This window comes from Actinosynnema sp. NPDC050436 (assembly GCF_040655415.1).
Taxonomy (GTDB): domain Bacteria; phylum Actinomycetota; class Actinomycetes; order Mycobacteriales; family Pseudonocardiaceae; genus Actinosynnema.
The window spans coordinates 32,148-53,759 of sequence record NZ_JBFAJV010000015.1; the positions used below are offsets into that span (position 1 = coordinate 32,148).

A 21,612-nucleotide genomic window follows, 5' to 3' on the forward strand; every position below is an offset into this window, starting at 1 on the left:
GCATGTTCGACAGCGTCCTGGTGGCCAACCGAGGCGAGATCGCGGTCCGCGTGATCCGCGCCCTGCGGCGCTTCGGGATCAGGTCCGTCGCCGTCTACAGCGACGCCGACGCCGACGCGCTGCACGTGCGGCTGGCCGACGTCGCGGTGCGCATCGGCCCGGCGGCGGCGCGCGAGAGCTACCTGTGCGCGGAGCGGATCGTCGACGCGGCGCGGGAGACCGGCGCGCAGGCGGTCCACCCCGGCTACGGGTTCCTGGCCGAGAACACCGACTTCGCCCGCGCCTGCGAGAAGGCCGGGCTGGTGTTCATCGGCCCGCCCGCCGAGGCGATCGACGCGATGGGCGACAAGATCCGCGCCAAGCTCACCGTCCGCGCGGCCGGCGTGCCGGTCGTGCCGGGCCGCACCGAGGCCGGCATGAGCGACGACGACCTGGTCGACGCGGCCGGCGAGATCGGGTTCCCGGTGCTGCTCAAGCCGTCCGCCGGCGGCGGCGGCAAGGGGATGCGCCTGGTGCGCGAGCAGTCCGCGCTGCGCGACGCGATCGAGTCGGCCCGGCGCGAGGCGCGCGGCTCGTTCGGCGACGACACGTTGCTCATCGAGCGGTTCGTCACCAACCCCCGGCACATCGAGATCCAGGTGCTGGCCGACGCGCACGGCGGCGTCGTGCACCTCGGCGAGCGGGAGTGCAGCCTCCAGCGGCGGCACCAGAAGATCATCGAGGAGGCCCCGTCGCCGCTGCTCACCCCCGAGGTCCGCGAGGCCATGGGCCGGGCGGCGGTGGACGCGGCGAAGTCGGTCGGCTACGTCGGCGCGGGCACCGTCGAGTTCATCGTCGACGGCACGACCGGCGACTACTTCTTCATGGAGATGAACACCCGGCTCCAGGTCGAGCACCCGGTGACCGAGCTGGCCACGGGCGTCGACCTGGTCGAGTGGCAGCTCCGGGTCGCGGCCGGCGAGCCGCTGGGCATCGGGGACGTCCCGCCGACCCGGTTCGCCGTCGAGGCCAGGGTCTACGCGGAGGACCCGGCGCGCGGGTTCCTGCCGACCGGTGGCACGGTCCTCGCGCTGCACGAGCCGGCCGACGTCCGGGTCGACTCGGCGCTGCGGGTCGGCCTGGTCGTGGGCAGCGACTACGACCCGATGCTGGCCAAGGTCATCGCGCACGGCGACACCCGGGCGGAGGCGCTGCGGCGCCTGGACTCCGCGCTGGGGCGGACGGTGGTCCTCGGCGTCACCACGAACATCCCGTTCCTGCGGGCGCTGCTCCAGGACGAGGACGTCCGGGCCGGCCGGCTCGACACCGGCCTGGTCGAGCGCAAGCTCGACGCCCTGACCCGCGACGAGGTCCCGGCCGAGGTGTACGCCGCCGCCGCGCTGGAGCGGGAGCTCGCGCCGCGCGGCGACGACCCGTGGGACCGGCGGGGCGGCTGGCGGGTCGGCGAGCACGCCTGGACCACCCGCCGGTTCGGCGACGTGGACGTGCGCGTGCGCGGCGACGAGGTCGTCGTGGGCGACGGGGAACCCGTGCGGCTCAAGGCTTCCGTCGAGGACGGGCAGCTCGTCGTCGGCACCCGCCGGTACGCGGTGGCCCGGTCCGGCGACGTGCTGTGGCTGGGGGCGGACGGCCGGAGCTGGGCGCTGACCGAGACCGGGCGGTCCCGGCTGTCCGCCCAGGAGGCGGCCGGCAGCGCCGGGCCGGTCACCAGCCCCATGCCCGGCACCGTCCTCGTCGTGCGCGCCGCGCCCGGCGACCACGTCACCGCCGGCCAGGCGCTGTTCGTGGTCGAGGCGATGAAGATGGAGCACACCGTCACCGCCCCGGCGGACGGCGTGCTCGCCGAAGTGACCGTCCGGCCCGGCCACCAGGTCGCGCTGGGCCAGCCCCTAGCCGTCGTCGTGCCGCACCAGGAGTGAGCGATGTTGGACTTCCGCCTTGACGAGGAGTACGAGGCACTGCGCAAGACCGTCGAGGAGTTCGCGCGCGACGAGGTGGCCCCGGTGATCGGCGGGTTCTACGAGCGCGAGGAGTTCCCGTACGAGATCGTCGCCAAGATGGGGCGGATGGGCCTGTTCGGCCTGCCGTTCCCGGAGGAGCACGGCGGCATGGGCGGCGACTACTTCGCGCTGTGCCTGGCGCTGGAGGAGCTGGCCCGGGTCGACTCCTCGGTCGCCATCACGCTGGAGGCGGGCGTGTCGCTGGGCGCGATGCCGCTGTACCGCTTCGGCGACGCCGAGCAGAAGGCCCGCTGGCTGCCCGCCCTGTGCGCGGGCGAGCAGCTCGGCGCGTTCGGCCTCACCGAGCCGGGCGGCGGCTCGGACGCGGGCGCGCTGCGCACCACCGCCAAGCTCGACGGCGACGAGTGGGTGCTCAACGGCACCAAGGCGTTCATCACCAACTCGGGCACCGACATCACCGGCCTGGTGACGGTCGCCGCCGTGACCGGCCGCCGGGAGAACGGCCGGCCGGAGATCTCGGCGATCCTGGTGCCCTCCGGCACGCCCGGGTTCACCGTGTCGCGCAAGTACTCGAAGGTCGGCTGGAACGCCTCCGACACCCGCGAGCTGTCCTTCCAGGACTGCCGCGTGCCGGCCGCCAACCTGGTCGGCGAGCGGGGCCGGGGCTACGCCCAGTTCCTCCAGACGCTGGACGAGGGCCGGGTCGCCATCGCGGCGCTCAGCGTCGGCCTGGCGCAGGGCTGCGTGGACGAGAGCCTGCGCTACGTCCACGAGCGCGAGGCGTTCGGCCGCAAGATCGGCCAGTACCAGGCGATCCAGTTCAAGATCGCCGAGATGGAGGCCCGCACGCACACCGCCCGCCTGGCGTACTACCAGGCGGCGGCGAAGATGCTGCGCGGCGAGCCGTTCAAGCGGGAGGCGGCCATCGCCAAGCTGGTGTCGTCCGAAGCGGCGATGGACAACGCCCGCGAGGCCACCCAGATCTTCGGCGGCTACGGCTTCATGAACGAGTACCCGGTCGGCCGGTTCTACCGCGACGCGAAGATCCTGGAGATCGGCGAGGGGACCAGCGAGGTGCAGAAGATGCTGATCGCCCGCGAACTGGGCCTGCACTAGCCGGCCCGCACTGGCTCGACGGCCCGGGACGGCGCGAGACCGCCACCCCGGGCCGCCGGCAGCCCGACCGACGCGCGAAGGCGTCCACCCGCCCCGCGGCCACACCCCTGCGCCTCGCCCACGCCGGCCCGTCCCTCCTCGCGCTGCGCCGGCCCGCCCCGCCACACGGCCCCGCCCGGTGCCGATTCCGCCTGCCTCGTCCTGCCGTGCTGCCGGCCCGTGGCCGCAGATCGCGGGAGCGGTCGGTGCGGCTTAGGGCAATCGCGTGAATAAACTGTGGAAAGCTGCGACCGATTGCATTCGTGTGTGAAAAGCGACGCACGCGGGACGCTGGGACACCCGGTGAAAGCCGGGGCCGTTCGATTCGGGGAGGATCGACGAATGTCCCGACCGTCCAGGACGAGGTTCCGCGTGCTCCCGGCGCTCGTCATCCCGGCACTGCTCGTCTCCGGTGCCGTGCCGATCGCGTCGGCGGGTCCCGGCGCACCGCAGGTCGTCCAGGCCCACGGCCGAAGCCGGCCGCCGCTGGGCGAGTGGGCGCGGGGCCAGGCCGCGTTGGCCGGCGGGCCGCGCGCGAGCGCCACCCCGCAGTTGGTCCAGGCCGTGGTGGACAACGGTTCGCTGACCGCACAGATCCTCAGCGCGAACCGGATCGGCCGGGTGACCACGACCAACGGGCTGTTCATCCACACCTACGACTGGGCGGGCGTGCTCGCCGACCGGGCGTTCCCCGTGCTCGTCGCGTTCTGATCCCCGCGCGGAACCGCACCCAGACCCATTCCGAGGTGGTCCTCGCGCGCATTGTGGCGCGCGAGGATCACCGTCCCGCGTGGAATTCCACCGCACCGGGTGCGCGAGATCGCCGTTGAGCGGTCCAGGGTCCGGAATGGCGGCCGACGCCTTTCGCCGAAAACCTCATCGGCGGAATCCGCCGTGCCTGCCCTCGCCCGCCAGGTAGCGGGCCAGGCCCGCTTCGACCTCGCGCAGCGAGACCAGCCCGTGCTCCCGCTCGACGGCCAGCGCCGCGTCCTCGTCCAGCCCGTCCTGCTCCAGCACCGACAGCCGGTCCTGCCGCAGGCACGTCTGCGGGAACGCGGCCAGCTCGCGCGCCAGCTCCTCGGCCGCCGCGCGGGACGTGCCGGTCGGCACCACCCGGTTCGCCAGGCCGATCGCCAGCGCCTCCGCCGCGTCCACCGGCCGGCCGGTCAGCACCAGGTCCATCGCCCGCGACTGCCCGATGAGGCGCGGCAGGCGGACCGTGCCGCCGTCGATGAGCGGCACGCCCCAGCGGCGGCAGAACACGCCGAACACCGCGTCCTCGTCCACCACGCGCAGGTCGCACCACAGCGCCAGCTCCAGCCCGCCCGCCACGGCGTGCCCGGAGACCGCCGCGATCACCGGCTTGGACAGGCGCAGCCTGGTCGGGCCCACCGGCCCGGCGGGCGACAGCGGGTCGTTGCCGCGCGGCGTGCCCACCGCCTTGAGGTCCGCGCCCGAGCAGAACGTGCCGCCCTCGCCGTGCAGCACGGCCACCGACAGCGACTCGTCCTCGTCGAACTCGCGGAACACCTCGGTCAACGTGTGCGCGGTCGGCCCGTCGACCGCGTTGCGCACCGCCGGCCGGTTCAGCAGCACCGTGCAGACCGGGCCGGACCGCTCCACCCGCACCGAGCTCACAGCTCGGGCAACCCCCGTCCGATGATCGCCCCGAAGTCCGCGCCGCGCGGCAGCGTGCCGAACGCCACGCCCCAGTCCCCGGCCAGCCGGGACGCGCAGAACGCGTCCGCCACCGCCGGGTGCCCGTACCGGACCAGCAGGCTGCCCTGCAACGCCAACGCCATCCGCTCCACCAGCCTGCGCGCCCGGGTCTCCAGGTCGTCGGTGTCCGCCACCTCAGCCTTCAGCGCCGCGACCGCCGCGTCCAGCCGCCGATCGGCACCACCTGCCGCGTCCAGCTCGGCGAAGAACCCGGCGACCGCCTCCGGTTCGCGGGCCAGCGCGCGCAGCGCGTCCAGCGCGGCCACGTTGCCCGAACCCTCCCAGACCGACATCAGCGGCGACTCGCGGAACAGCCGGGGCATCCCGGACTCCTCGACGTACCCGTTGCCGCCCAGGCACTCCAGCGCCTCGGCGGCGTGCGCCGGGCCGCGCTTGCACACCCAGTACTTGGTGACCGCCAGGCCGAGCCTGCTGCGCGTCCCGGCCAGCCACAGCGCGACCGTCGTCGCCGCCTCGGACTCCACGGCCAGGTCCGCCAGCACGTTGCGCATCGCCGGCTGGTCGACCAGCGCCCGCCCGAACGCCGACCGGTGCGCGGCGTGGTGGGTCGCCTGGGTCAGCCCGTGGCGCATCCCCGCCGCGCTGCCCAGCACGCAGTCCAGCCTGGTCGCGTTGACCATCTCGATGATCGTCCGCACGCCCCGGCCGGGCTCGCCGACCAGCCAACCGACCGCGCCGTCGTACTCCAGCTCGGCGGACGCGTTGGACCTGTTGCCCAGCTTGTCCTTGAGCCGCTGGAGGGAGATCGCGTTGCGCGTCCCGTCCGGCAGCACGCGGGGCAGCAGGAAGCAGGTCAGGCCCTGCGTGGTCTGCGCGAGGGTGAGGAACAGGTCGGACATGGGCGCGGAGGTGAACCACTTGTGCCCGGTCAGCACGTGGTGGTCGCCGGCCGCCGTCGCGGTCGTGGTGTTCGCGCGGACGTCCGAGCCGCCCTGCTTCTCGGTCATCGACATGCCGGCGATCAACCCCGACTTCTCCTCCGGCGGGCGCAGGCCGAAGTCGTAGGTGGTCGACGCGAGCAGCGGTTCGAACCGGTCGGCCAGCTCGGGCGTCGCGCGCAGGGCGGGCACGGCGGCGTAGGTCATCGAGATCGGGCAGCCGTGGCCGGCCTCGGCCTGGCTCCACACGTAGAACTTCGCCGCGCGGGCCACGTGCGCGCCCGGCCGGTCGTCCCGCCACGGCGCGGCGTGCAGGCCGTGCCCGACGGCGGTGGCCATCAGCTCGTGCCAGGCCGGGTGGAACTCCACCTCGTCGACCCGGTGGCCGTAGCGGTCGTGCGTGCGCAGGACCGGCGGGTGGTCGTTCGCCTGCCGTCCCAGCAGTTGGACGTGCGCGGACCCGGCCCGCTGCCCCAGCTCGCGCAGCCCGGCCTCGGCCCAGCCCGCCCCGCCCCGGTGCAGCCCGTCGAGCAGCGCGGGGTCCTCGGCCACGTCGTGGCCCTCCAGCGGCGGGACCTGGTTGACCACCCGGTGCGTGGCGCGCGTCATGCCGCCAGGGTACTACCGGGCGGTAACTTCGCCGCCGGCCGGATTTGGGGGTGCTGACACCGGTCCGTCGGCCTAACGTCGTCTCGTGAGCGATCACAGCCAGGCGGTGGCCGCGCTGCGCGGCCAGTACGCGGCGATCCCGGCGGGCAGGCCCGTCCGGCTCGCCAAGCCGACGTCGAACCTGTTCCGGTTCCGCGCCGACCAACCCGGCGGCCTCGACGTGGCCCGCTTCGACCGCGTGCTCTCGGTCGACGCGTCCGCGCGGACCGCCCAGGTGCAGGGCATGACCACCTACGAGAACCTGGTGGACGCCACCCTCCCGCACGGCTTGATGCCGCTGGTGGTGCCCCAGCTCAAGACGATCACGCTCGGCGGGGCGGTGGCCGGCCTGGGCATCGAGTCCAGCTCCTTCCGCAACGGGCTGCCGCACGAGTCGGTGCGCGAGCTGGAAGTGCTGACCGGCGACGGCGAGGTGGTCGTCGTCGGACCGTCCGACGACCTGTTCCGGGGCTTCCCCAACTCCTACGGCACGCTCGGCTACGCCCTGCGGCTGGAGATCGAGCTGGAGCCGGTCCAGCCGTTCGCGCGGCTGCGGCACGTGCCGTTCGGGTCGGCGCGGGAACTCGCCGAGGTCGTCGAAGCGGTCTGCGCGGAGCGCTCCTACCAGGACGAACCGGTCGACTTCATCGACGGCACGGTGTTCTCCGACCACGAGCAGTACCTGACGCTGGCGAACTGGGTGGACGAGGCCCCGCACCGGTCGGACTACACCGGGCGCCGCATCTACTACCGGTCGATCCAGGCGAAGCGGACGGACTACCTCACAGCGCGCGACTACCTGTGGCGCTGGGACACCGACTGGTTCTGGTGCTCGCGGGCGTTCGGCGTGCAGCACCCCCTCGTGCGCGGGCTGGTGCCCAAGCGGTACCTGCGCTCCGACGTCTACCGGCGGATCGTGGCGTGGGACCGCAAGCGCGGCTTCAGCGCCAAGCTGAGCAGGGCCGTGCAGGAACCGGTGATCCAGGACGTCGAGATCCCGGTGTCCCGGCTCGCCGAGTTCCTGGAGTTCTTCCACCGCGAGATCGGCATCGAGCCGGTCTGGCTGTGCCCGGTCCGGCTGCGCGACCGCGCGGGCTGGCCGCTGTACCCGATGGACCCGGACGTGCTCTACGTCAACGTCGGCTTCTGGTCCACAGTGGATTTGCGGCCCGACGAGCAGATGGGCAGCCGCAACCGGCTGATCGAGGAGAAGGTGACCGGGCTCGGCGGGCACAAGTCGCTGTACTCGGACTCCTACTACGGGGAAGAGGAGTTCTGGGCGAACTACAACGGCGAGACCTACCGCGGCCTGAAGAAGCGGTACGACGCCGACGCCCGGCTCCCCGACCTCTACGCCAAGTGTGTACTCCGCAGGTGAATGGAGGGTCCATGCGGTTGGCCGAGGTGTTCCAGCGGGCGGTCGGCGGCGACGCGTCCGTCGGGTTCAGCGCATACGACGGCAGCCGGGCGGGTTCGGCCGACGCGGACGTGCGCATCGAGGTGAGATCGCCGGAAGCGCTGTCCTACCTGGCGTCCGCACCCGGTGAGCTGGGTCTGGCGCGGGCGTACGTGACCGGGAACCTGGAGATCATCGGGGACGTGTACGGCGCGTTGGCGCACCTGTCCGAGCTGTCGCTGCGGGAAGTGCCGTGGTTGCAGCGGATCGAGCTGCTCGGGACGCTGGGCAGGCAGCGGCTCGGCGGGCGGGTCGAGATCCCGCCGCAGGAGCGCAGGCTGCACGGCCTGCGCCACTCCAAGGCCCGGGACCGGGAGGCCATCGCGCACCACTACGACGTGTCGAACGCGTTCTACGAGTGGGTGCTCGGGCCGTCCATGGCCTACACCTGCGCGGTGTACCCGACTGCGGGGTCCACCCTGGAGCAGGCGCAGTTCGCCAAGCACGACCTGGTGGCGCGCAAGCTCGGGCTGAAGCCCGGGATGCGGCTGCTCGACGTCGGGTGCGGGTGGGGCGGGATGGTGATGCACGCCGCGCGCGAGTACGGCGTGAAGGCGCTGGGCGTCACCCTGTCGCGCAACCAGGCGGAGTGGGCGCAGAAGGCCATCGTCGAGGCGGGGCTCGCGGAGCTGGCCGAGGTGCGCTACCTGGACTACCGCGACGTGCGGGAGGGCGGGTTCGACGCGATCAGCTCGATCGGCCTGACCGAGCACATCGGCAAGGCCAAGCTGCCCGCCTACTTCCGCACCCTGTACCGCAAGCTGCGCCCCGGCGGCCGGATGCTCAACCACTGCATCACCCGACCGGACAACCGCCAGCGCGCGCGGACGGGCGACTTCATCAACCGGTACGTGTTCCCGGACGGCGAACTGGTCGGACCGGGCCACCTCGTGTCGCTTATGCACGACACGGGCTTCGAGGTGCGGCACGAGGAGAACATCCGGGAGCACTACGCCCTGACGCTGGCCGCGTGGGGCCGCAACCTGGACGCGAACTGGGACGACGCGGTGGCCGAGGTCGGCGCGGGCCGCGCGCGGGTGTGGCGGCTGTACCTGGCGGCGTCGAGGCTGGGGTTCGAGCGCAACAACATCCAACTGCACCAGGTGCTGGGCGTGAAGCTGGACGGGACGTCGTCCGGGATGCCCCTGCGCCCGGACTGGTTCAGCTGAGCCGGTCGAGCAACCGGTCCCACGTGCCGAGGGGAACCCGCAGGGCGTCGCCGTGCGGGTTCTTCGAGTCCCGGACGCCGACGTGGTCGCGGGTCAACCGCACCTCGACGCAGTTGTCGTTGCCTGCGGTGCTGTAGCTGCTCTTGAACCAACCGGTGTCGGTCACATCGCCTCCAAGGCCGCCTCCAACCGCGAACGCGATTCTTCCTCAGAGTAGGCCAGCGCCGAAAGCCGCTGGAAGCACCGCGCGATCGCCTCGGTGTCGGCCGGCTCGTCCAAGTAGGTGGACGGCCCGTAGGCCACCGGGAGGAGACCGACGCGAGGGGTGCCGAGGTCGAACTCCAGCAGGACCAGCGCACCCTGCTGGCACGGGTTGCGCGGGTCGGTGGCATCGAGCAGGCGAAGCGAGACGTTCGGTCGGTCGCTCGCGGCCAGCAGGTGGTCGACCTGCCGCCGCATGACATCCCGACCGCCGACCGCGATGTTCAGCGCGTCTTCGGTGAAGTAGAAGTCGAACTCCTTCTCAGCCAACAGCTTCTGCCGTTCGAGGCGGAACGCGGTGCGGTTAGACCGCTCTCGGTAGGACGCCTCCCACCAAATGCCGTCACCGGAAACCATCTGGGCTTCGGTGTACTCGGGGAGTTGGAGCAGGCCCGGGATGACGGCGCGGTCGTAGTAGGCGATGCTGCTCGCCGCCGATTCGAGGTCGGCGATGCGGCTGAGAGCGCCGGGCAGTAGGTCGACGTAGGCCCGCTTCGACTGGCGCTGACGGGCTTCCACGCCCATGGCGAGAACCTTCTTGCGGTCCCGCTCGGCCACCTCGTAGAACGAGAGCAGTGACTCCAGGTCATCCGCCTTCAACGTGGACCGGCCGTCCTCGACTTTGATCAGGCGGCTGCGATCCTTGTCGATGACTCGTGCTGAGTCGTCAAGCGATTTGCCCGCAGCCCGGCGCAACCGCTTCAGTTCGCCGCCGAGAAGACGGCGCGGCATGGTCTGCACGGCCTGGCCCACTTCCGCTGCTCCTTCGGGGATCACTCATCCGTGTAGCTGCGCAAGCTACACGTGGTCCCATAGCCTGGCCGCACCTTGCTTGCTCCATCCAGCTTAGTGGAGGTTCTGTCGTGGGAGTCGAAACGCCCGCCGTCTCGGTGCTCGCCTCGGTCGTCATCGCCGAGGGCACCACCGTCCGCACCCGCACCGACCTGGACGACCGGGAGCTGTACGTCGTGTTCGACGGCGACCCGGGCACGTTCGACCTCACCATGACCCGGGACGTGGCCGCCGCTTGCGTGGCCCAGTTCACCGCCGCCCTCGCCGATCCGGGCTCCCGGTGACCACGTCGGAACGTCAGGTGAGCTGGTCGGCGATCTGCTTGGCCTGGTTGGACGGGATGGCGAAGCCGATGCCGACGCTGCCCGCCGCGCCGCTGTCCGACGCCGGGGAGTAGATGGCCGAGTTGATGCCGACCACCTCGCCGGCCGCGTTGATCAGCGGGCCGCCCGAGTTGCCCGGGTTGATCGACGCGTCGGTCTGGATCGCCTGGTAGCTCACCGACGCCGAGCGCCGCGTCTCGCCCGGCACCGTGACCTTCCGGTCGAGGGCGCTGACGATCCCGGACGTCACCGTGCCCTGGAGGCCCTCCGGCGAGCCGATCGCCACGACCTGGTCGCCGATCTTCACCTGGTCCGAGTCGGCGAACGACGCCGGCGCCAACCCGCTCACGCCCTGCGCCTGCACGACCGCCAGGTCGCTCGTCGGGTCGGTGCCGAGCACCTTCGCGTCCACGGTCCGACCGTCGTTCAACGTCACCGACACCTGCTGTGCCCCCGACACGACGTGGTTGTTGGTCAGGATGCGCCCGTCCGCCGACAGCACCACGCCGGAACCGATGCCCTGGCCCTGTGCCGTCGCCACGTTCACCTGGACCACGCTCGGCAGCACCTTCGCCGCCACTGCACTGACGTCCGAAGAGGACTTCTCCGACGTTTGCAGCGCCACGGACGAGCCGGAGGTGCCGGCCACCGCGCCGGGTGCGTTCATCGCGCCGACGACACCGCCGGTCACCCCGCCGAACAGGGCGGCGATCAGCGCCGCCGACGTCACCGCCGTGCCGGTCCGCCGCCAGAACGGCTTCGGGGGCTGCGGAGGGGCCGGCTGCGGCCCGACGCCGAAGCCCTGGGGACCGACACCCCGGGGGTCGACGCCGTTCCACGAGCCGAAGGCACCGGTCGGGCCCTGGACGCCGACCGGCGCGTAGGGGGCGCCGAAGCCGGGGTCGTGCGGGTTCTCGTTCAGCGATCCGCTCACGGCGGGGAAGTCCTGTGTCATGCACCCAGGAAAGCGCCGCGGGCTATGAGCAACCTGAGCGTCCGCCTAGGACTCGCCAAGAAGTGCGCGGACCTCGTCCGAGGTGAGGGGTGACGTGCCGAACAGCGGGCCCTGCGCCCCGGTCACGCCGAGCCTGGCCAGCCGACGCGCCTCGAACTCCGTGCCGACGCCCGCCGCGTACAGCGGGATGCCCAGACCCCGGGCCCAGCCCAGCGACGCCACGGCGGCGCTCTCGTCGATCCGGTCCGCGCCCTCGGCCAGCCCGTGCACGGCCGACCCCTGGAACTTCACGCCGTGCAGCGGGACCCGCCGCAGCTTGTCGACCGGGAGGTTGCCGCCGGTCTGGGCCAGCACGAACCGGACGCCGTGCTCGGCGAGGATGCCCAGCTCCTCGGCCTGGTCGTCGGTGATCAGCGCGGGCAGCCGCTCGTCCAGCTCGAACCGCAGCCCGGCGGCGGGGAGACCCCCGGCGCGCAGCACGCGGAGCACCTCGGCGACGAGTTCGGGCTCCTGGCACTGCCGCGCGGTCAGGTCCATGACCAGCACCGGGGTGGCGGGCCCGAACTCGGCGTACCACGCGCCGGCCTGCCCGCACGCGTGCTCCACCGCCCACCGGCTCAGCCGCACCGCCATCCCGGGCGCGCACGCGGCCAGCGACGCCAGCGCGGGCGGGTCGAGCAGGCCCTGCTCGGGGTGGTCCCAGCCGAGCCGGGCCTCGACGGCGATCAGCGACCGGTCCGCCAGCGCGTACACCGGCTCGTAGTCGACCCGGAAGTCGCCCTGCTCCAACCCTCCCGAGATGGACGCCGCCAGCACCAGCCGCGACCGGTTGCGGCGGTCGCGCTCCGGGTCGTAGAGCGCCCACTGGGCCGTGCCGTCGTCCTTGGCCCACCGCAGCGTCACGTCCGCGCAGCGCAGCAGCTCGGCGGCGTCCGCGCCGCGCGCGGGCTCGACCACCACGATGCCGACGCTGGCCGTCACGCCGATGCCGTGGTCGTCCACCCACAGCGGCTCGGCCAGCAGGTCGACGGCGTCCTCCGCGAGCGCGATGACCGCCGGCGTGTCCGCCGGGTTGCGGATCAGCACGCCGAACTCGTCCGGCCCGGTCCGGGCGAGCTGCCCGACGTCGGCGAACACCGCCCGCAGGTGCCCGGCGACCTGGTCGAGGACGCGGTTGCCGACCTCGTGCCCGAACGCGTCGTTGACCACCCGGAACCCGTCCACGTCGAACACCACGAGCGCCAGCGAGTCCGGGCCCTTGGCGCCGACCGCGCCCTCCAGCCAGCCGAGGAACTGCGCCCGGTTGGCCAACCCGGTCTGCACGTCGTTGAGGCTCTGCCGGACCAGCTGGGTCTGCAGCGCGCGCAGCTCGTCCAGGCTCTCGATCATGGTCACGTGGTAGGCGGGCACGCCGGCGTCGTCGCGCACCAGCGCGACCGCGATCAGCACCGGGATGGTCTCGCCGTCGCTGCGCACGAGCCGCAGCTCGGCCCGGACGTTCTCGCGCGCCCCGGACGCCAGCGCGCCGGTGATGCCGGTCACCGACGCCCGGTCCTCGGGGTGCACGAGGTCGCGCGCGCAGGTGCCGACCAGCTCCTCGGAGGTGTAGTCGAGCAGCGCCAGCAGGGCGTCGTTGAAGTCCAGGATCGCGCTGTCCATGCCGGTCAGCGCGATCGCCACGGCGGAGGTGCGGAACACGGCGTGGAACTTGGCCTCGCTGACCCGCAGCGCTGCCTCGGCCTCCCGCAGGGTGCGCAGCGCCGCCGTGCGGCCGGGGTCCTGCTGCTCCAGGGTGCGCTCGCGCAGCGCGTCGCTGTAGCCGGCGGCGACCCCGCCGATCACGGCCATCAGCCGGGTGGTGCGCTCGGCGGGCAGGCCGAAGTGGGTGATCAGGTGCTCGCCGAGGAACGCGAGTGAGCGCTCCAGCGCGGTGGCGGAGGTGAGGTCGTGCTCGACCAGGGCGCGGCCGACCTCGTGCGCGGTGGTCGCCGGGTACGGCTCGTGGAGCACGGCCGCGTGCAGCTGGCCGCTGTGCTCGGCGAGCCGCTCCACCAGGCCCGGCTGCCCGGGCGGGGCGGTGTCGCCGAGGGCGGACGCCCAGCGCCGGGCGAACTCCTCCCGGGCGTGCTGGAACGCCCCGGGTTCGCCGCCGGTCGCGGCACCTGCCTGTTCGGCCATCGTCATTCAGCTCTGCGGGGCCATTCCGACGTGCGCATGTGCCATCCGTTGTCACTCGAATGGATGCATTGACGGTGTGTAGGTCGCCATCGAGCTTACTGGTATTCCACCGGACCGGCGCAAGATGATCAGCCTACCGGCTGGTAACCGCACTGCCGGGTGGGCGGACCGGGACCGGCGAAGTGTCCCGGTTCGCCCGACGCGGGCACCCTACGCGTGTTCCGGCGGGCTGATCAGGGACTCCGGGATGGCCGAGTCCTTGGTGCCCCACTTCTCCAGGATCCGCAGGTAGGTGCCGTCTTGGACGAGCTTGTTCACCGCTGCCTGGAACGCCGGCGCGAGCGGTGAGCCCTTCTGGAACGCGAAGCCCACGTCCAGCCGCTTGAACTCGTTGAGGAACCGCAGGTTGGGCTGGTTCGCGGCGGCGTGCCGCAAACCGTTGATCGTGCTCATCACGACGTCGATGTGCCGTTGCTGGAGACCCAGGTAAACTGCCGCGTTCTCGGCGAAGCTGAGCACCTCGTAAGCGGGTTTCCCGGCGTCCGGGCAGATGTGCTTCTCCTTCTCCAGGGTCGCTTCGAACGTGGTGCCGGCACCGGTGCCGATCTTCAACCCGCACAATTGCGAAAGGTTTTCCACTTTTGTCAACCGGGTGTCGTCCGCGCGCACCGCGAAACCCTGGCCGTCGTTGATGTAGGTGACGAAGTCGATGGTCTTCTTGCGCGCCTCGGTGACGCCGAAGTTGCCCGTGCCGACCTGGTACTTGCCGCTGCCCAGCGCGGGCAGGATCACCTCGAACGCGGCCACCTCGCGGTCGATGCGCAGCCCGAGCACCTTGCCGACCGCCTCGGCCAGGTCGACGTCCTGGCCCAGCAGCGTCCGGTTGTCCTCGGCGTAGAACGACGACGGCGGCTGGCCGCCCACCGACGTCCCGAACTTGACCACGCCCGCCGCCCGCACGTCGGCCGGCAGCAGGGCGGCGATCGCGTCGTCCTCGACGACCCCGGACAGCACGTCGGCGTCGGGCTGCACGCCCCGGCCCGCCGGGTCCGCCGCGCCGGCGGACGAGCACCCCGTCACCACCAGGGCGAGCAGGCTCAACAGCGTCAGCAGGTGTCTCGTGCGCATTTAGTCGTCCCCAGGCAGGTGCTTCTCGAAGGGCAGGTGCCCCGTGGTGAGCGGGTCCGCCCCCACGTCGAACAGGGCCGTGTAACCGGTGGCCAGGTAGAGGCCGACGGCCTCCGGCTGGCGCGGGCCGGTGGTCAGGTAGACCCGGCGGTAGCCGGACCGCGCCGCCGCGCGCTCCAGCTCGGCGACCACCCGCCGGCCCAGGCCGCGCCGCCGGTGGTCGGAGTGCGTCCAGATCCGCTTGAACTCGGCGGTGCGCTCGTCGTGGCGCATGAACGCGCCGCCCGCGACGGCCGCGCCGCCCTCGAACAGCAGCAGGAGCACCCCGTCCGGCGGGGTGAACAGCGCCGGGTCGTACCGGGTCAGCTCCTCCCGCGCGCCCTCGCCGTACCGGGTCACGTACTCCCGGGCCAGCTCCTCGCGCAGCGGCGCGGTCTCCGGGTCCTCCCAGCGCACCCGGCGGGCCTCGACGGTGTCGACGGTCATCCGTCCACCGCGAGGGACTCCCGCCGGGGCTCCACGAGCCGGGCGGCGCGTTCCCGGTCGCGCTTGGCGACCTCCTCGCGGACGATCGGGATCACGTACCGGCCGAAGTCGATGGTGTCGTCCACCATGTCGTAGCCGCGTGCCGACAGGATGTCCACGCCGAGGTCGTAGTAGTCCAGCAGCGCGCGGGCGACCGTCTCCGGCGTGCCGACCAGGGCGTTGGAGTTGCCCGCGCCACCGGTCGCCGCCGCCGTGGGCGTCCACAGCGCCCGGTCGAACCGCTCGCCGCGCCTGGCGATCTCCAGCAGCCGCTGCGAGCCGGTGTTCTCCGGGCTGGTCAGGGAGTGCCTGCGGGTCAACGACTTCCCGCCCGCCGTGCGCCGCCCGATCGCCTCGACCGTGCGGTGCGCCTTCTCCCAGGCCAGTTCCTCGGTCGCGCCGAGGATCGGCCGGAACGCGACCTGGAAGCGCGGCACGTCGGTGCGCCCGGCGTCCTGCGCGGCCTGCTTCACGGCCTGGATCTGCGCGGCGGTGTCGGCCAGCGGCTCGCCCCACAGGCAGAAGATGTCCGCCTCCGCGCCGCCCGCCGCGTACGCCGCCGGCGAGGAACCGCCGAACGAGACGTCCGGGCGTGGCTGCTGCACCGGGAACACGTCGCTGACGAAGTCGGCGAACCGGTAGTGCTCGCCCTCGTGGTCGAACGGCTCGCGGGACGTCCACGCCTTCTTCACGATGCCGATGTACTCGCGGGTGCGGGAGTAGCGCTGGTCCTTGGTCAGGTAGTCGCCCTCGCGCTGCTGCTCGTGGTCGGTGCCGCCGGTGATGAAGTGCACCGTCAACCGGCCGTCGCTGATCTGGTCGAGCGTGGCGAACGTCTTCGCGGCGAACGTCGGGTAGGAGACGTTCGGCCGGTGCGCCAACAGGATCTGCACCTTGTCGAGCTTGGTCGCCACGTACGCGGCGACCTGCGCGGGTTCGGGCGAGCCGGAGCCGTAGGCGAACAGCACCCGGTCCCAGCCGTGTTCCTCGTGCGCGCGGGCCAGCCGCAGCGCGTACTCCTTGTCGAAGGAGGCACCGCTGCGCGGGTGCGTCTCCGACCCGTCGTTGGTGCCGCCTATCCCCAGAAACTCAACAGGCACGTCGAGTACCTTCCCCATGGTGGTTCTCGCCCGGACGTGCTCGCCCACCGAGGTTTTCCCGCCAGGACGGGAAAACGCGCCGGAGTGGGGGAGCCGAAGCCCGGGGAAGTCGTCGTACGGATCGGATTGCGCCGGAAGCGCCCGGACGCGGGCGGGAGAACGCCGACGCGCCAACGACGTTGAGGGAGACGCGCGGGGGTCGGCGGGCCGGTCAGCCCGAACAGGAGGACGACCACACCCGACCGAAGTCGATGTGGCCGCGGATGACCAGCGGCACGGAATGCACGACACCAGTCCAGCAGCGGCGGGCGCGGTCGTCAACGGCGGCACCGGTGCGGTCCAGATGACGGAATGCCTTGACTCGCCGCGCGGTCGCACGCCTACGATCGAACGGCGGCGTTGAGGGACGCGGCAGGCATTGTCGTATTCCCTCGTGCTCTGGAGACGTCGTGAGCGCTTCGACCGTCGTGTCGCCGACACAGGTCCGCGAAGCCGCCGAGATCGTGCCGTTGCGCCGCCCCTGGCGCTGGGCGTCGGCGGCGCTGGTCTCGTCCGCCCTGCTGGTGCTGCTCTGGTCGGTGGTGACCAACGAGCAGTTCCAGTGGGGCGTGGTGGTCGAGTACTTCACCACCGAGGCGGTGCTGCGCGGGCTGGGCCTGACGCTGTGGCTGACCGCGCTGACCGTCGTGCTGGGCTTCGCCCTCGGCGGCGTGCTGGCCGTGATGCGGTTGTCGGGCAACCCGGTGCTGGTGGGTGTGAGCTGGGGCTACGTCTGGCTGTTCCGGTCGGTGCCGCTGCTGGTGCAGTTGCTGTTCTGGTTCAACATCGGGGCGCTGTACCCGGCGCTGTCCGGCGCGACGCCGCTGATCGGGCCGGTCACCGCCGTGATCACCGGGCTGGTGCTGCACGAGGCCGCCTACGCCGCCGAGGTGGTGCGCGGCGGCATCCTGTCGGTGGACGCCGGTCAGGTCGAAGCGGCCCTGGCACTGGGGATGCGGCGCGGCCGGGTGCTGCGCCGGATCGTGCTGCCGCAGGCGATGCGGGCCATCATCCCGGCCGCCGGGAACATGCTCATCGGCACGCTGAAGGGGACGTCGATCGTCAGCGTCCTGGCCGTGCAGGACCTCCTCTACTCCGTCCAGCTCATCTACAACCGCAACTACCTGATCATCCCGCTGCTGCTGGTCGCCACGATCTGGTACGTCCTCGTCACCAGCCTGCTCGGCGTCGGCCAGCACTACGTCGAGCGGTACTACGCGCGGGGCGCGGGGAGGCTGTCGTGACCGCCGCCGTTCGAGTCACCGGGCTGCACAAGAGCTTCAACGGCACGCCCGTCCTGCGCGGCGTCGACCTGTCGGTCGCGCGCGGCTCGGTGACGTGCGTGATCGGGCCGTCCGGATCCGGCAAGAGCACGCTGCTGCGCTGCCTCAACCACCTGGAGAAGCCCGACCGGGGTGAGGTCGAGGTCGGCGGCGAACTCGTCGGGTACCGGCGGCACGGGGGGAAGCTGCACGAGCTGAAGGAGCGCGCCGTCGCCGCCCAGCGGGCGTCCATCGGCATGGTGTTCCAGGGCTTCCACCTGTTCGGCCACCTGACGGTCCTGCGCAACGTCGTGGAGGCACCGGTCGGCGTGCTGGGCGTGCCGCGCGCCGAAGCCGAGGAGCAGGCGCGTGCGCTCATCGCCCGCGTCGGGCTGGCCGGCCGAGAAGACGCCTACCCGCGCCGGCTCTCCGGCGGGCAGCAGCAGCGCGTGGCCATCGCCCGCGCGCTGGCGATGCGGCCCGAGGTGATGCTGTTCGACGAGCCCACCTCGGCGCTGGACCCCGAACTGGTCGGGGAGGTGCTGGAGGTCATGCGCGACCTCGCGGCCGACGGGATGACGATGGTCGTGGTCACCCACGAGATCGGGTTCGCCCGGTCCGTCGCGGACACCGTGGTGTTCCTGGACGAGGGCCTGGTGGTCGAGGCCGGGCCGCCCGACGTCGTGCTGGACCACCCCCGGCACGACCGCACCCGCGAGTTCCTGGCCCGGGTGCGATGAGCGTCGTGGTCGTGGTGGGCGCCGGGCCGAGGGCGTCCGGCCTGGTCGAGCGGATCGCCGCGAACGCGCCGGAACTGCTCGGCGGGCCGGTGGAGGTGCACCTGGTCGACCCGTTCGCGGCCGGTTCCGGGCGGGTGTGGCGGCACGAGCAGTCGCCGCTGCTGCGGATGAACTCGATGGCCGAGGACGTCACGGTGTTCACCGACTCGTCCGTGGTCTGCCAGGGCCCGGTGCGGCCGGGGCCGTCGCTCGCCGAGTGGGCGACCGAGGTGTCCGCTGTGGACCTCGACCCGGAGGTGCGGGCCGAGCTGGCGGTGATGGAACCCACCTCGTTCCCGAGCAGACGGGTCCAGAGCGCGTACCTGAAGTGGTTCCACCGCGAGGCGGTCGCCGCGCTGCCGCCCGGCAGCTCGGTGCACGTCCACCCGACGAAGGCGGTCCGGCTCACCGGGTCGCCGCAGGTGCGGCAGCGGGTGTGGCTGGCCGACCGCCCGGAGCCGCTGGTGGCCGACGTCGTGGTGCTCGCGCTGGGCCACCTGGACGCCGAGCCGTCACCCGAGCACCTGAAGGCGGCGGACTACGCGGCCGAGCACGGCCTGGTCCACCTGCCGCCGGACTACACCGCCGACGCGGACCTGTCGGCGGTGCCCGCCGGCGCGGACGTCGTCGTGCGCGGCCTGGGGCTGGCCTTCGTGGACCTGGCCGTGCTGCTGGCCGAGGGGCGCGGCGGCCGGTTCGTCCGGGTGGGTGACCGGCTGGACTACCTGCCGTCCGGGCGGGAACCCCGGCTGCACGTCGGCTCGCGGCGCGGCGTGCCCTACCACTCCAAGACCGGGTACCGGCTGGTGGGCGAGCCGCCCGGCCCGCCGCAGTTCTTCGTCGCGGCCGAGCTGCTCGCCGCCGGCGGCGAGGTCGACTTCCGGCGCGACGCCTGGCCGCTGATGGCCAAGGAGGTCGCCCACGGCCACTACCGCGAGCTGTTCACCGGGCACCCCTCGCGGGTCGCGCTGCCGTGGCACGAGTTCCGCGCGCGGTTCGCCGAGTTGGACTGGTACAGCGCGGACATGCGGGAGCTGGAGCGCGCCGCCGTGCCGCGCGAGTCCGACCGGGTGGACTTCGAACGGCTGGACCGGCCCCTGGCCGGCCTGACCTTCGCCACCTCGGAGGAGTTCCAGGAGCACGTGCGGTCGTACGTGGCGGCGGACGTGGCGCGGCGCTCGTCGAGCGAGCACAGCGCCGACCTGGGCGCGTTCCTGGCCCTGCTGGGCGTCTACGGGCAGGTGGCGGTGCTCGCCGCGTCCGGTCGGCTGGTCGGCGAGGACGGCTGGTGGCACGGCTTCTTCAGCTACCTGGCCAGCGGTCCGCCGCCGGACCGGCTGGAGGAGCTGCTCGCGCTGTCCCGGGCGGGCGTGGTGTCGTTCCTGGGCCCCGACGTGTGGGTCGAGGCGGTGGACGGGGTGTTCCTGGCCGGCAGCGCCGCCATCCCCGGTCACGTCGTGCGCGGGCGCGGGTTGATCGAGGCCCGCCTGCCCGTGCACGTGCTGGAGCGCACCGCCGACCCGCTGCTGCGCTCGCTGGTGGCGGCGGGGGACGTGCGCGACGCCCGGGGGCTGGTGGAGGTCGACGCGGCCGACAGCCGGGTGCTGGACGCCTCGGGCGTGCCGCACGCGCGGCGCTTCGCCGTCGGGCCGTACACGACCAACAAGGCTTACGCCGCCTTCTCCCGGCCGCAGACCAACGCACCCGCGTTCCGGCAGAACGACGAGGTCGCGCGCGCTCTGCTGCGCTTCCTGGCGGCGGCGGAGGTGGACGAGGCCACCGCCTACGGGCGCTGCGGCTGACCGGGCGGTCCTGTTCGGACCGCCGGTCGCGCCACCCGGCACCGCGCGCTCGGTATCCTCTGGCCGGTCGACCGGGGCGAGCCGGCGGACGGGCACGGGAGGCGGACGATGTCGGAACGGCGCGTGCACGGGTTCACCTGCTCCCCGGACCGCCTGTGGGGGCTGGTCGGCTCCGGGCAGGACCCGGCCGAGGTGCTCGGGGACGCCGCCCGCGACGCCGTCGCCGACCTCGACCACCACCTCCGCCGCAGCGGATCGGGCCTGACCACCGCCGGGCTCGCCCGGGACGTGCTCGCCGGCCGACCGGCCGAGGAGCACGCCGACGACCTCGCCCGCCTGCTGGTCCCGGTGCTCGCGTCGGTCGGCGCACCCGCCGGCGACCCGGGCGTGATCTGGTTGCAGGACACGATGTTCCTGGACTGGGAGCCGGTCCTGGAGGAGCTGGGCCTGGGCGCGCTCGCCGCGTCGTGGGGCGTCGCCGACGTCGCCTGGCCGTGGCCGCGCGGCACCCGGCCCCGCGCGCACTGGCCCGTCGTGACGGAACTCGCGCCCGGTGCACCGGCCGCGGTCGCCGCCGAGTTCGGCCGGCAGACGGCCTCCGGCGAACCCCGGTGGTCGGAGATGCTGGCCGGGCTGGACGACGACGCGTTCGTCGACGACGACGGCGACCCGGTGGACGACCCCGAGGACGTCCGGGAGGAGCTGGCCGAGCACCTCGACCGGCTGGCCGGCTGGGTGGCGGGCACGCCCGAGGGCTGCTCCCTGTTCCTGGTGACCGACGGAGACCTGTAGCGCTACGGCCGGACCCGCCGGAGCTTCGCGCGGAGGTCTGCCGACCCGCCCAGGGCCGCCAGGTCGGTCCGCGCGATGGCGAAGTCGCCGTTGGGCAGCGGCTCGCCGACCCACGTGCCCACCACGGCGTCCGGCAGGAACGCGCGCAGCTTGTGCCGCATGTCCGGGTCGTAGGCGACGGGGTTGCCCCCGGTGGAGCCGAGCAGCACGCAGTGGTCGGTCCCCACCTCGGCGTCCCGGTCCGGCACGCCCCCGGTGTGGCAGTCCAGCGCCGGCAGCACGACCAGGTCCGGGTCGTTCGGGTGGTACCACAGCAGCAGCGGCCTGGCCCGCCGCGCCTCGGCGTTGTCGAAGCAGCACAGCGCGATGGTGTGCTGCGGGAAGTGCTCCGCGTAGAAGGCGAACAGCTCCGGGCGGAGCACCGGGCGCTTGTGCTCCGGCACCCGGTGCAGCGCCTCGGCGATCCGGGTCGGGTCGGACGCCGCCACCATCCGGGCCGGCACGTCCGTGCTGCGGCCCGCCGGGATGGAGTTCTCCTGCGTCATCCCGGTGGCCGGCGGGTGCAGCACCATCGAGTTCGGGCCGTCCGCCAGGTTCACGGCCGTGTTCTGGCAGCCCAGCACCTCCACGTGGCCGTGCACCGGGTGGTCGCACCGGCCGCCGGAGAGG

The 21,612-nt window shown here is 72.9% G+C and carries 20 protein-coding genes; 10 read left to right on the forward strand and 10 right to left on the reverse strand.

Annotated features, from left to right (window positions below):
* Positions 1-2: 2 nt before the first annotated feature.
* The 3 genes from AB0I60_RS29620 to AB0I60_RS29630 all read left to right on the forward strand — a co-directional run bounded on the left by AB0I60_RS29620 (position 3) and on the right by AB0I60_RS29630 (position 3,827).
* Entirely contained in the window at positions 3-1,919 is a 1,917-nt protein-coding gene (locus AB0I60_RS29620; protein ID WP_360735415.1) for an acetyl/propionyl/methylcrotonyl-CoA carboxylase subunit alpha, read from the forward strand.
* Positions 1,920-1,922: 3 nt separating this feature from the next.
* Positions 1,923-3,077, forward strand: coding sequence for an acyl-CoA dehydrogenase family protein (locus tag AB0I60_RS29625; RefSeq protein WP_360735417.1), 1,155 nt, complete (start codon positions 1,923-1,925; stop codon positions 3,075-3,077).
* A 381-nt stretch (positions 3,078-3,458) separates the two neighbouring features.
* Positions 3,459-3,827: a hypothetical protein gene (locus AB0I60_RS29630; protein WP_360735419.1), complete on the forward strand. Its 369-nt coding sequence runs from the start codon at positions 3,459-3,461 to the stop codon at positions 3,825-3,827.
* A 165-nt stretch (positions 3,828-3,992) separates the two neighbouring features.
* Here the strand turns inward: AB0I60_RS29630 and AB0I60_RS29635 are convergent, their stop codons facing one another.
* Positions 3,993-4,754, reverse strand: coding sequence for a crotonase/enoyl-CoA hydratase family protein (locus tag AB0I60_RS29635; RefSeq protein ID WP_360735421.1), 762 nt, complete (start codon positions 4,752-4,754; stop codon positions 3,993-3,995).
* Positions 4,751-6,343 carry an acyl-CoA dehydrogenase family protein gene (locus AB0I60_RS29640; RefSeq protein ID WP_360735423.1) on the reverse strand — a complete coding sequence of 531 codons (1,593 nt, stop codon included), beginning with the start codon at positions 6,341-6,343 and terminating at the stop codon, positions 4,751-4,753. Before AB0I60_RS29640 ends, AB0I60_RS29635 begins: the two co-directional genes overlap by 4 nt.
* An 85-nt stretch (positions 6,344-6,428) precedes the next feature.
* Here AB0I60_RS29640 and AB0I60_RS29645 point away from each other — a divergent pair, with 85 nt between their 5' ends.
* Together AB0I60_RS29645 and AB0I60_RS29650 are read left to right on the forward strand one after the other, a co-directional pair.
* On the forward strand, positions 6,429-7,760 hold the full coding sequence (locus AB0I60_RS29645) for an FAD-binding oxidoreductase (RefSeq protein WP_360735425.1): 1,332 nt from the start codon (positions 6,429-6,431) through the stop codon (positions 7,758-7,760).
* 11 nt (positions 7,761-7,771) lie between these two features.
* Entirely contained in the window at positions 7,772-9,007 is a 1,236-nt protein-coding gene (locus AB0I60_RS29650) for a cyclopropane-fatty-acyl-phospholipid synthase family protein (RefSeq protein ID WP_360735427.1), read from the forward strand.
* Here AB0I60_RS29650 and AB0I60_RS29655 read toward each other — a convergent pair.
* Both AB0I60_RS29655 and AB0I60_RS29660 read right to left on the reverse strand, forming a co-directional pair.
* Positions 9,000-9,173 carry a DUF397 domain-containing protein gene (locus AB0I60_RS29655; RefSeq protein WP_360735429.1) on the reverse strand — a complete coding sequence of 58 codons (174 nt, stop codon included), beginning with the start codon at positions 9,171-9,173 and terminating at the stop codon, positions 9,000-9,002. The genes AB0I60_RS29650 and AB0I60_RS29655 overlap by 8 nt on opposite strands.
* Positions 9,170-10,021 (reverse strand): Scr1 family TA system antitoxin-like transcriptional regulator, encoded by an 852-nt coding sequence (locus AB0I60_RS29660; protein ID WP_360735431.1) that lies wholly within the window; start codon positions 10,019-10,021, stop codon positions 9,170-9,172. Before AB0I60_RS29660 ends, AB0I60_RS29655 begins: the two co-directional genes overlap by 4 nt.
* 110 nt (positions 10,022-10,131) lie before the next feature.
* Here AB0I60_RS29660 and AB0I60_RS29665 point away from each other — a divergent pair, with 110 nt between their 5' ends.
* A complete protein-coding gene (locus AB0I60_RS29665) occupies positions 10,132-10,344 on the forward strand; it encodes a hypothetical protein (protein WP_360735433.1) in 213 nt (70 codons plus the stop codon).
* Between the two features lie 13 nt (positions 10,345-10,357).
* On the opposite strand, the gene AB0I60_RS29670 is transcribed toward AB0I60_RS29665, so the two are convergent.
* The 5 genes from AB0I60_RS29670 to AB0I60_RS29690 form a co-directional block, all read right to left on the reverse strand.
* Positions 10,358-11,338: a trypsin-like peptidase domain-containing protein gene (locus tag AB0I60_RS29670; protein ID WP_360735435.1), complete on the reverse strand. Its 981-nt coding sequence runs from the start codon at positions 11,336-11,338 to the stop codon at positions 10,358-10,360.
* Between the two features lie 45 nt (positions 11,339-11,383).
* Positions 11,384-13,516 carry an EAL domain-containing protein gene (locus AB0I60_RS29675; RefSeq protein ID WP_360735437.1) on the reverse strand — a complete coding sequence of 711 codons (2,133 nt, stop codon included), beginning with the start codon at positions 13,514-13,516 and terminating at the stop codon, positions 11,384-11,386.
* A gap of 210 nt (positions 13,517-13,726) precedes the next feature.
* The gene (locus AB0I60_RS29680; RefSeq protein WP_360735439.1) at positions 13,727-14,644 is read right to left on the reverse strand and encodes an ABC transporter substrate-binding protein; all 918 of its coding nucleotides are present in this window, start codon (positions 14,642-14,644) and stop codon (positions 13,727-13,729) included.
* Positions 14,645-15,130 (reverse strand): GNAT family N-acetyltransferase, encoded by a 486-nt coding sequence (locus AB0I60_RS29685; RefSeq protein WP_360735441.1) that lies wholly within the window; start codon positions 15,128-15,130, stop codon positions 14,645-14,647. It abuts the gene before it with no gap.
* Positions 15,127-16,269, reverse strand: coding sequence for an LLM class flavin-dependent oxidoreductase (locus AB0I60_RS29690; RefSeq protein WP_360735443.1), 1,143 nt, complete (start codon positions 16,267-16,269; stop codon positions 15,127-15,129). Before AB0I60_RS29690 ends, AB0I60_RS29685 begins: the two co-directional genes overlap by 4 nt.
* 449 nt (positions 16,270-16,718) lie before the next feature.
* Here AB0I60_RS29690 and AB0I60_RS29695 point away from each other — a divergent pair, with 449 nt between their 5' ends.
* The 4 genes from AB0I60_RS29695 to AB0I60_RS29710 all read left to right on the forward strand — a co-directional run bounded on the left by AB0I60_RS29695 (position 16,719) and on the right by AB0I60_RS29710 (position 20,943).
* Positions 16,719-17,552, forward strand: coding sequence for an amino acid ABC transporter permease (locus AB0I60_RS29695; protein ID WP_360735445.1), 834 nt, complete (start codon positions 16,719-16,721; stop codon positions 17,550-17,552).
* A complete protein-coding gene (locus AB0I60_RS29700; RefSeq protein WP_360735447.1) occupies positions 17,549-18,310 on the forward strand; it encodes an amino acid ABC transporter ATP-binding protein in 762 nt (253 codons plus the stop codon). Before AB0I60_RS29695 ends, AB0I60_RS29700 begins: the two co-directional genes overlap by 4 nt.
* Positions 18,307-20,151 carry an FAD/NAD(P)-binding protein gene (locus AB0I60_RS29705; protein ID WP_360735449.1) on the forward strand — a complete coding sequence of 615 codons (1,845 nt, stop codon included), beginning with the start codon at positions 18,307-18,309 and terminating at the stop codon, positions 20,149-20,151. The genes AB0I60_RS29700 and AB0I60_RS29705 overlap by 4 nt, the downstream gene beginning before the upstream one ends.
* Positions 20,152-20,259: 108 nt before the next feature.
* Positions 20,260-20,943 carry a hypothetical protein gene (locus AB0I60_RS29710; protein ID WP_360735451.1) on the forward strand — a complete coding sequence of 228 codons (684 nt, stop codon included), beginning with the start codon at positions 20,260-20,262 and terminating at the stop codon, positions 20,941-20,943.
* Positions 20,944-20,945: 2 nt separating this feature from the next.
* Here AB0I60_RS29710 and AB0I60_RS29715 read toward each other — a convergent pair whose 3' ends face one another.
* A complete protein-coding gene (locus AB0I60_RS29715) occupies positions 20,946-21,584 on the reverse strand; it encodes a hypothetical protein (RefSeq protein ID WP_360735453.1) in 639 nt (212 codons plus the stop codon).
* Positions 21,585-21,612 lie beyond the last annotated feature (28 nt).

What these genes read in the sequence shown, in the direction of transcription:
- AB0I60_RS29640 (WP_360735423.1), bottom strand. Translation starts at nt 6,343, where the DNA reads ATGACGCGCGCCACGCACCGGGTGGTCAACCAGGTCCCGCCGCTGGAG.
- AB0I60_RS29670 (WP_360735435.1), bottom strand. Translation starts at nt 11,338, where the DNA reads ATGACACAGGACTTCCCCGCCGTGAGCGGATCGCTGAACGAGAACCCG.
- AB0I60_RS29630 (WP_360735419.1), top strand. Translation starts at nt 3,459, where the DNA reads ATGTCCCGACCGTCCAGGACGAGGTTCCGCGTGCTCCCGGCGCTCGTC.
- AB0I60_RS29620 (WP_360735415.1), top strand. Translation starts at nt 3, where the DNA reads ATGTTCGACAGCGTCCTGGTGGCCAACCGAGGCGAGATCGCGGTCCGC.
- AB0I60_RS29705 (WP_360735449.1), top strand. Translation starts at nt 18,307, where the DNA reads ATGAGCGTCGTGGTCGTGGTGGGCGCCGGGCCGAGGGCGTCCGGCCTG.
- AB0I60_RS29625 (WP_360735417.1), top strand. Translation starts at nt 1,923, where the DNA reads ATGTTGGACTTCCGCCTTGACGAGGAGTACGAGGCACTGCGCAAGACC.
- AB0I60_RS29650 (WP_360735427.1), top strand. Translation starts at nt 7,772, where the DNA reads ATGCGGTTGGCCGAGGTGTTCCAGCGGGCGGTCGGCGGCGACGCGTCC.
- AB0I60_RS29685 (WP_360735441.1), bottom strand. Translation starts at nt 15,130, where the DNA reads ATGACCGTCGACACCGTCGAGGCCCGCCGGGTGCGCTGGGAGGACCCG.
- AB0I60_RS29680 (WP_360735439.1), bottom strand. Translation starts at nt 14,644, where the DNA reads ATGCGCACGAGACACCTGCTGACGCTGTTGAGCCTGCTCGCCCTGGTG.
- AB0I60_RS29710 (WP_360735451.1), top strand. Translation starts at nt 20,260, where the DNA reads ATGTCGGAACGGCGCGTGCACGGGTTCACCTGCTCCCCGGACCGCCTG.
- AB0I60_RS29675 (WP_360735437.1), bottom strand. Translation starts at nt 13,516, where the DNA reads ATGGCCGAACAGGCAGGTGCCGCGACCGGCGGCGAACCCGGGGCGTTC.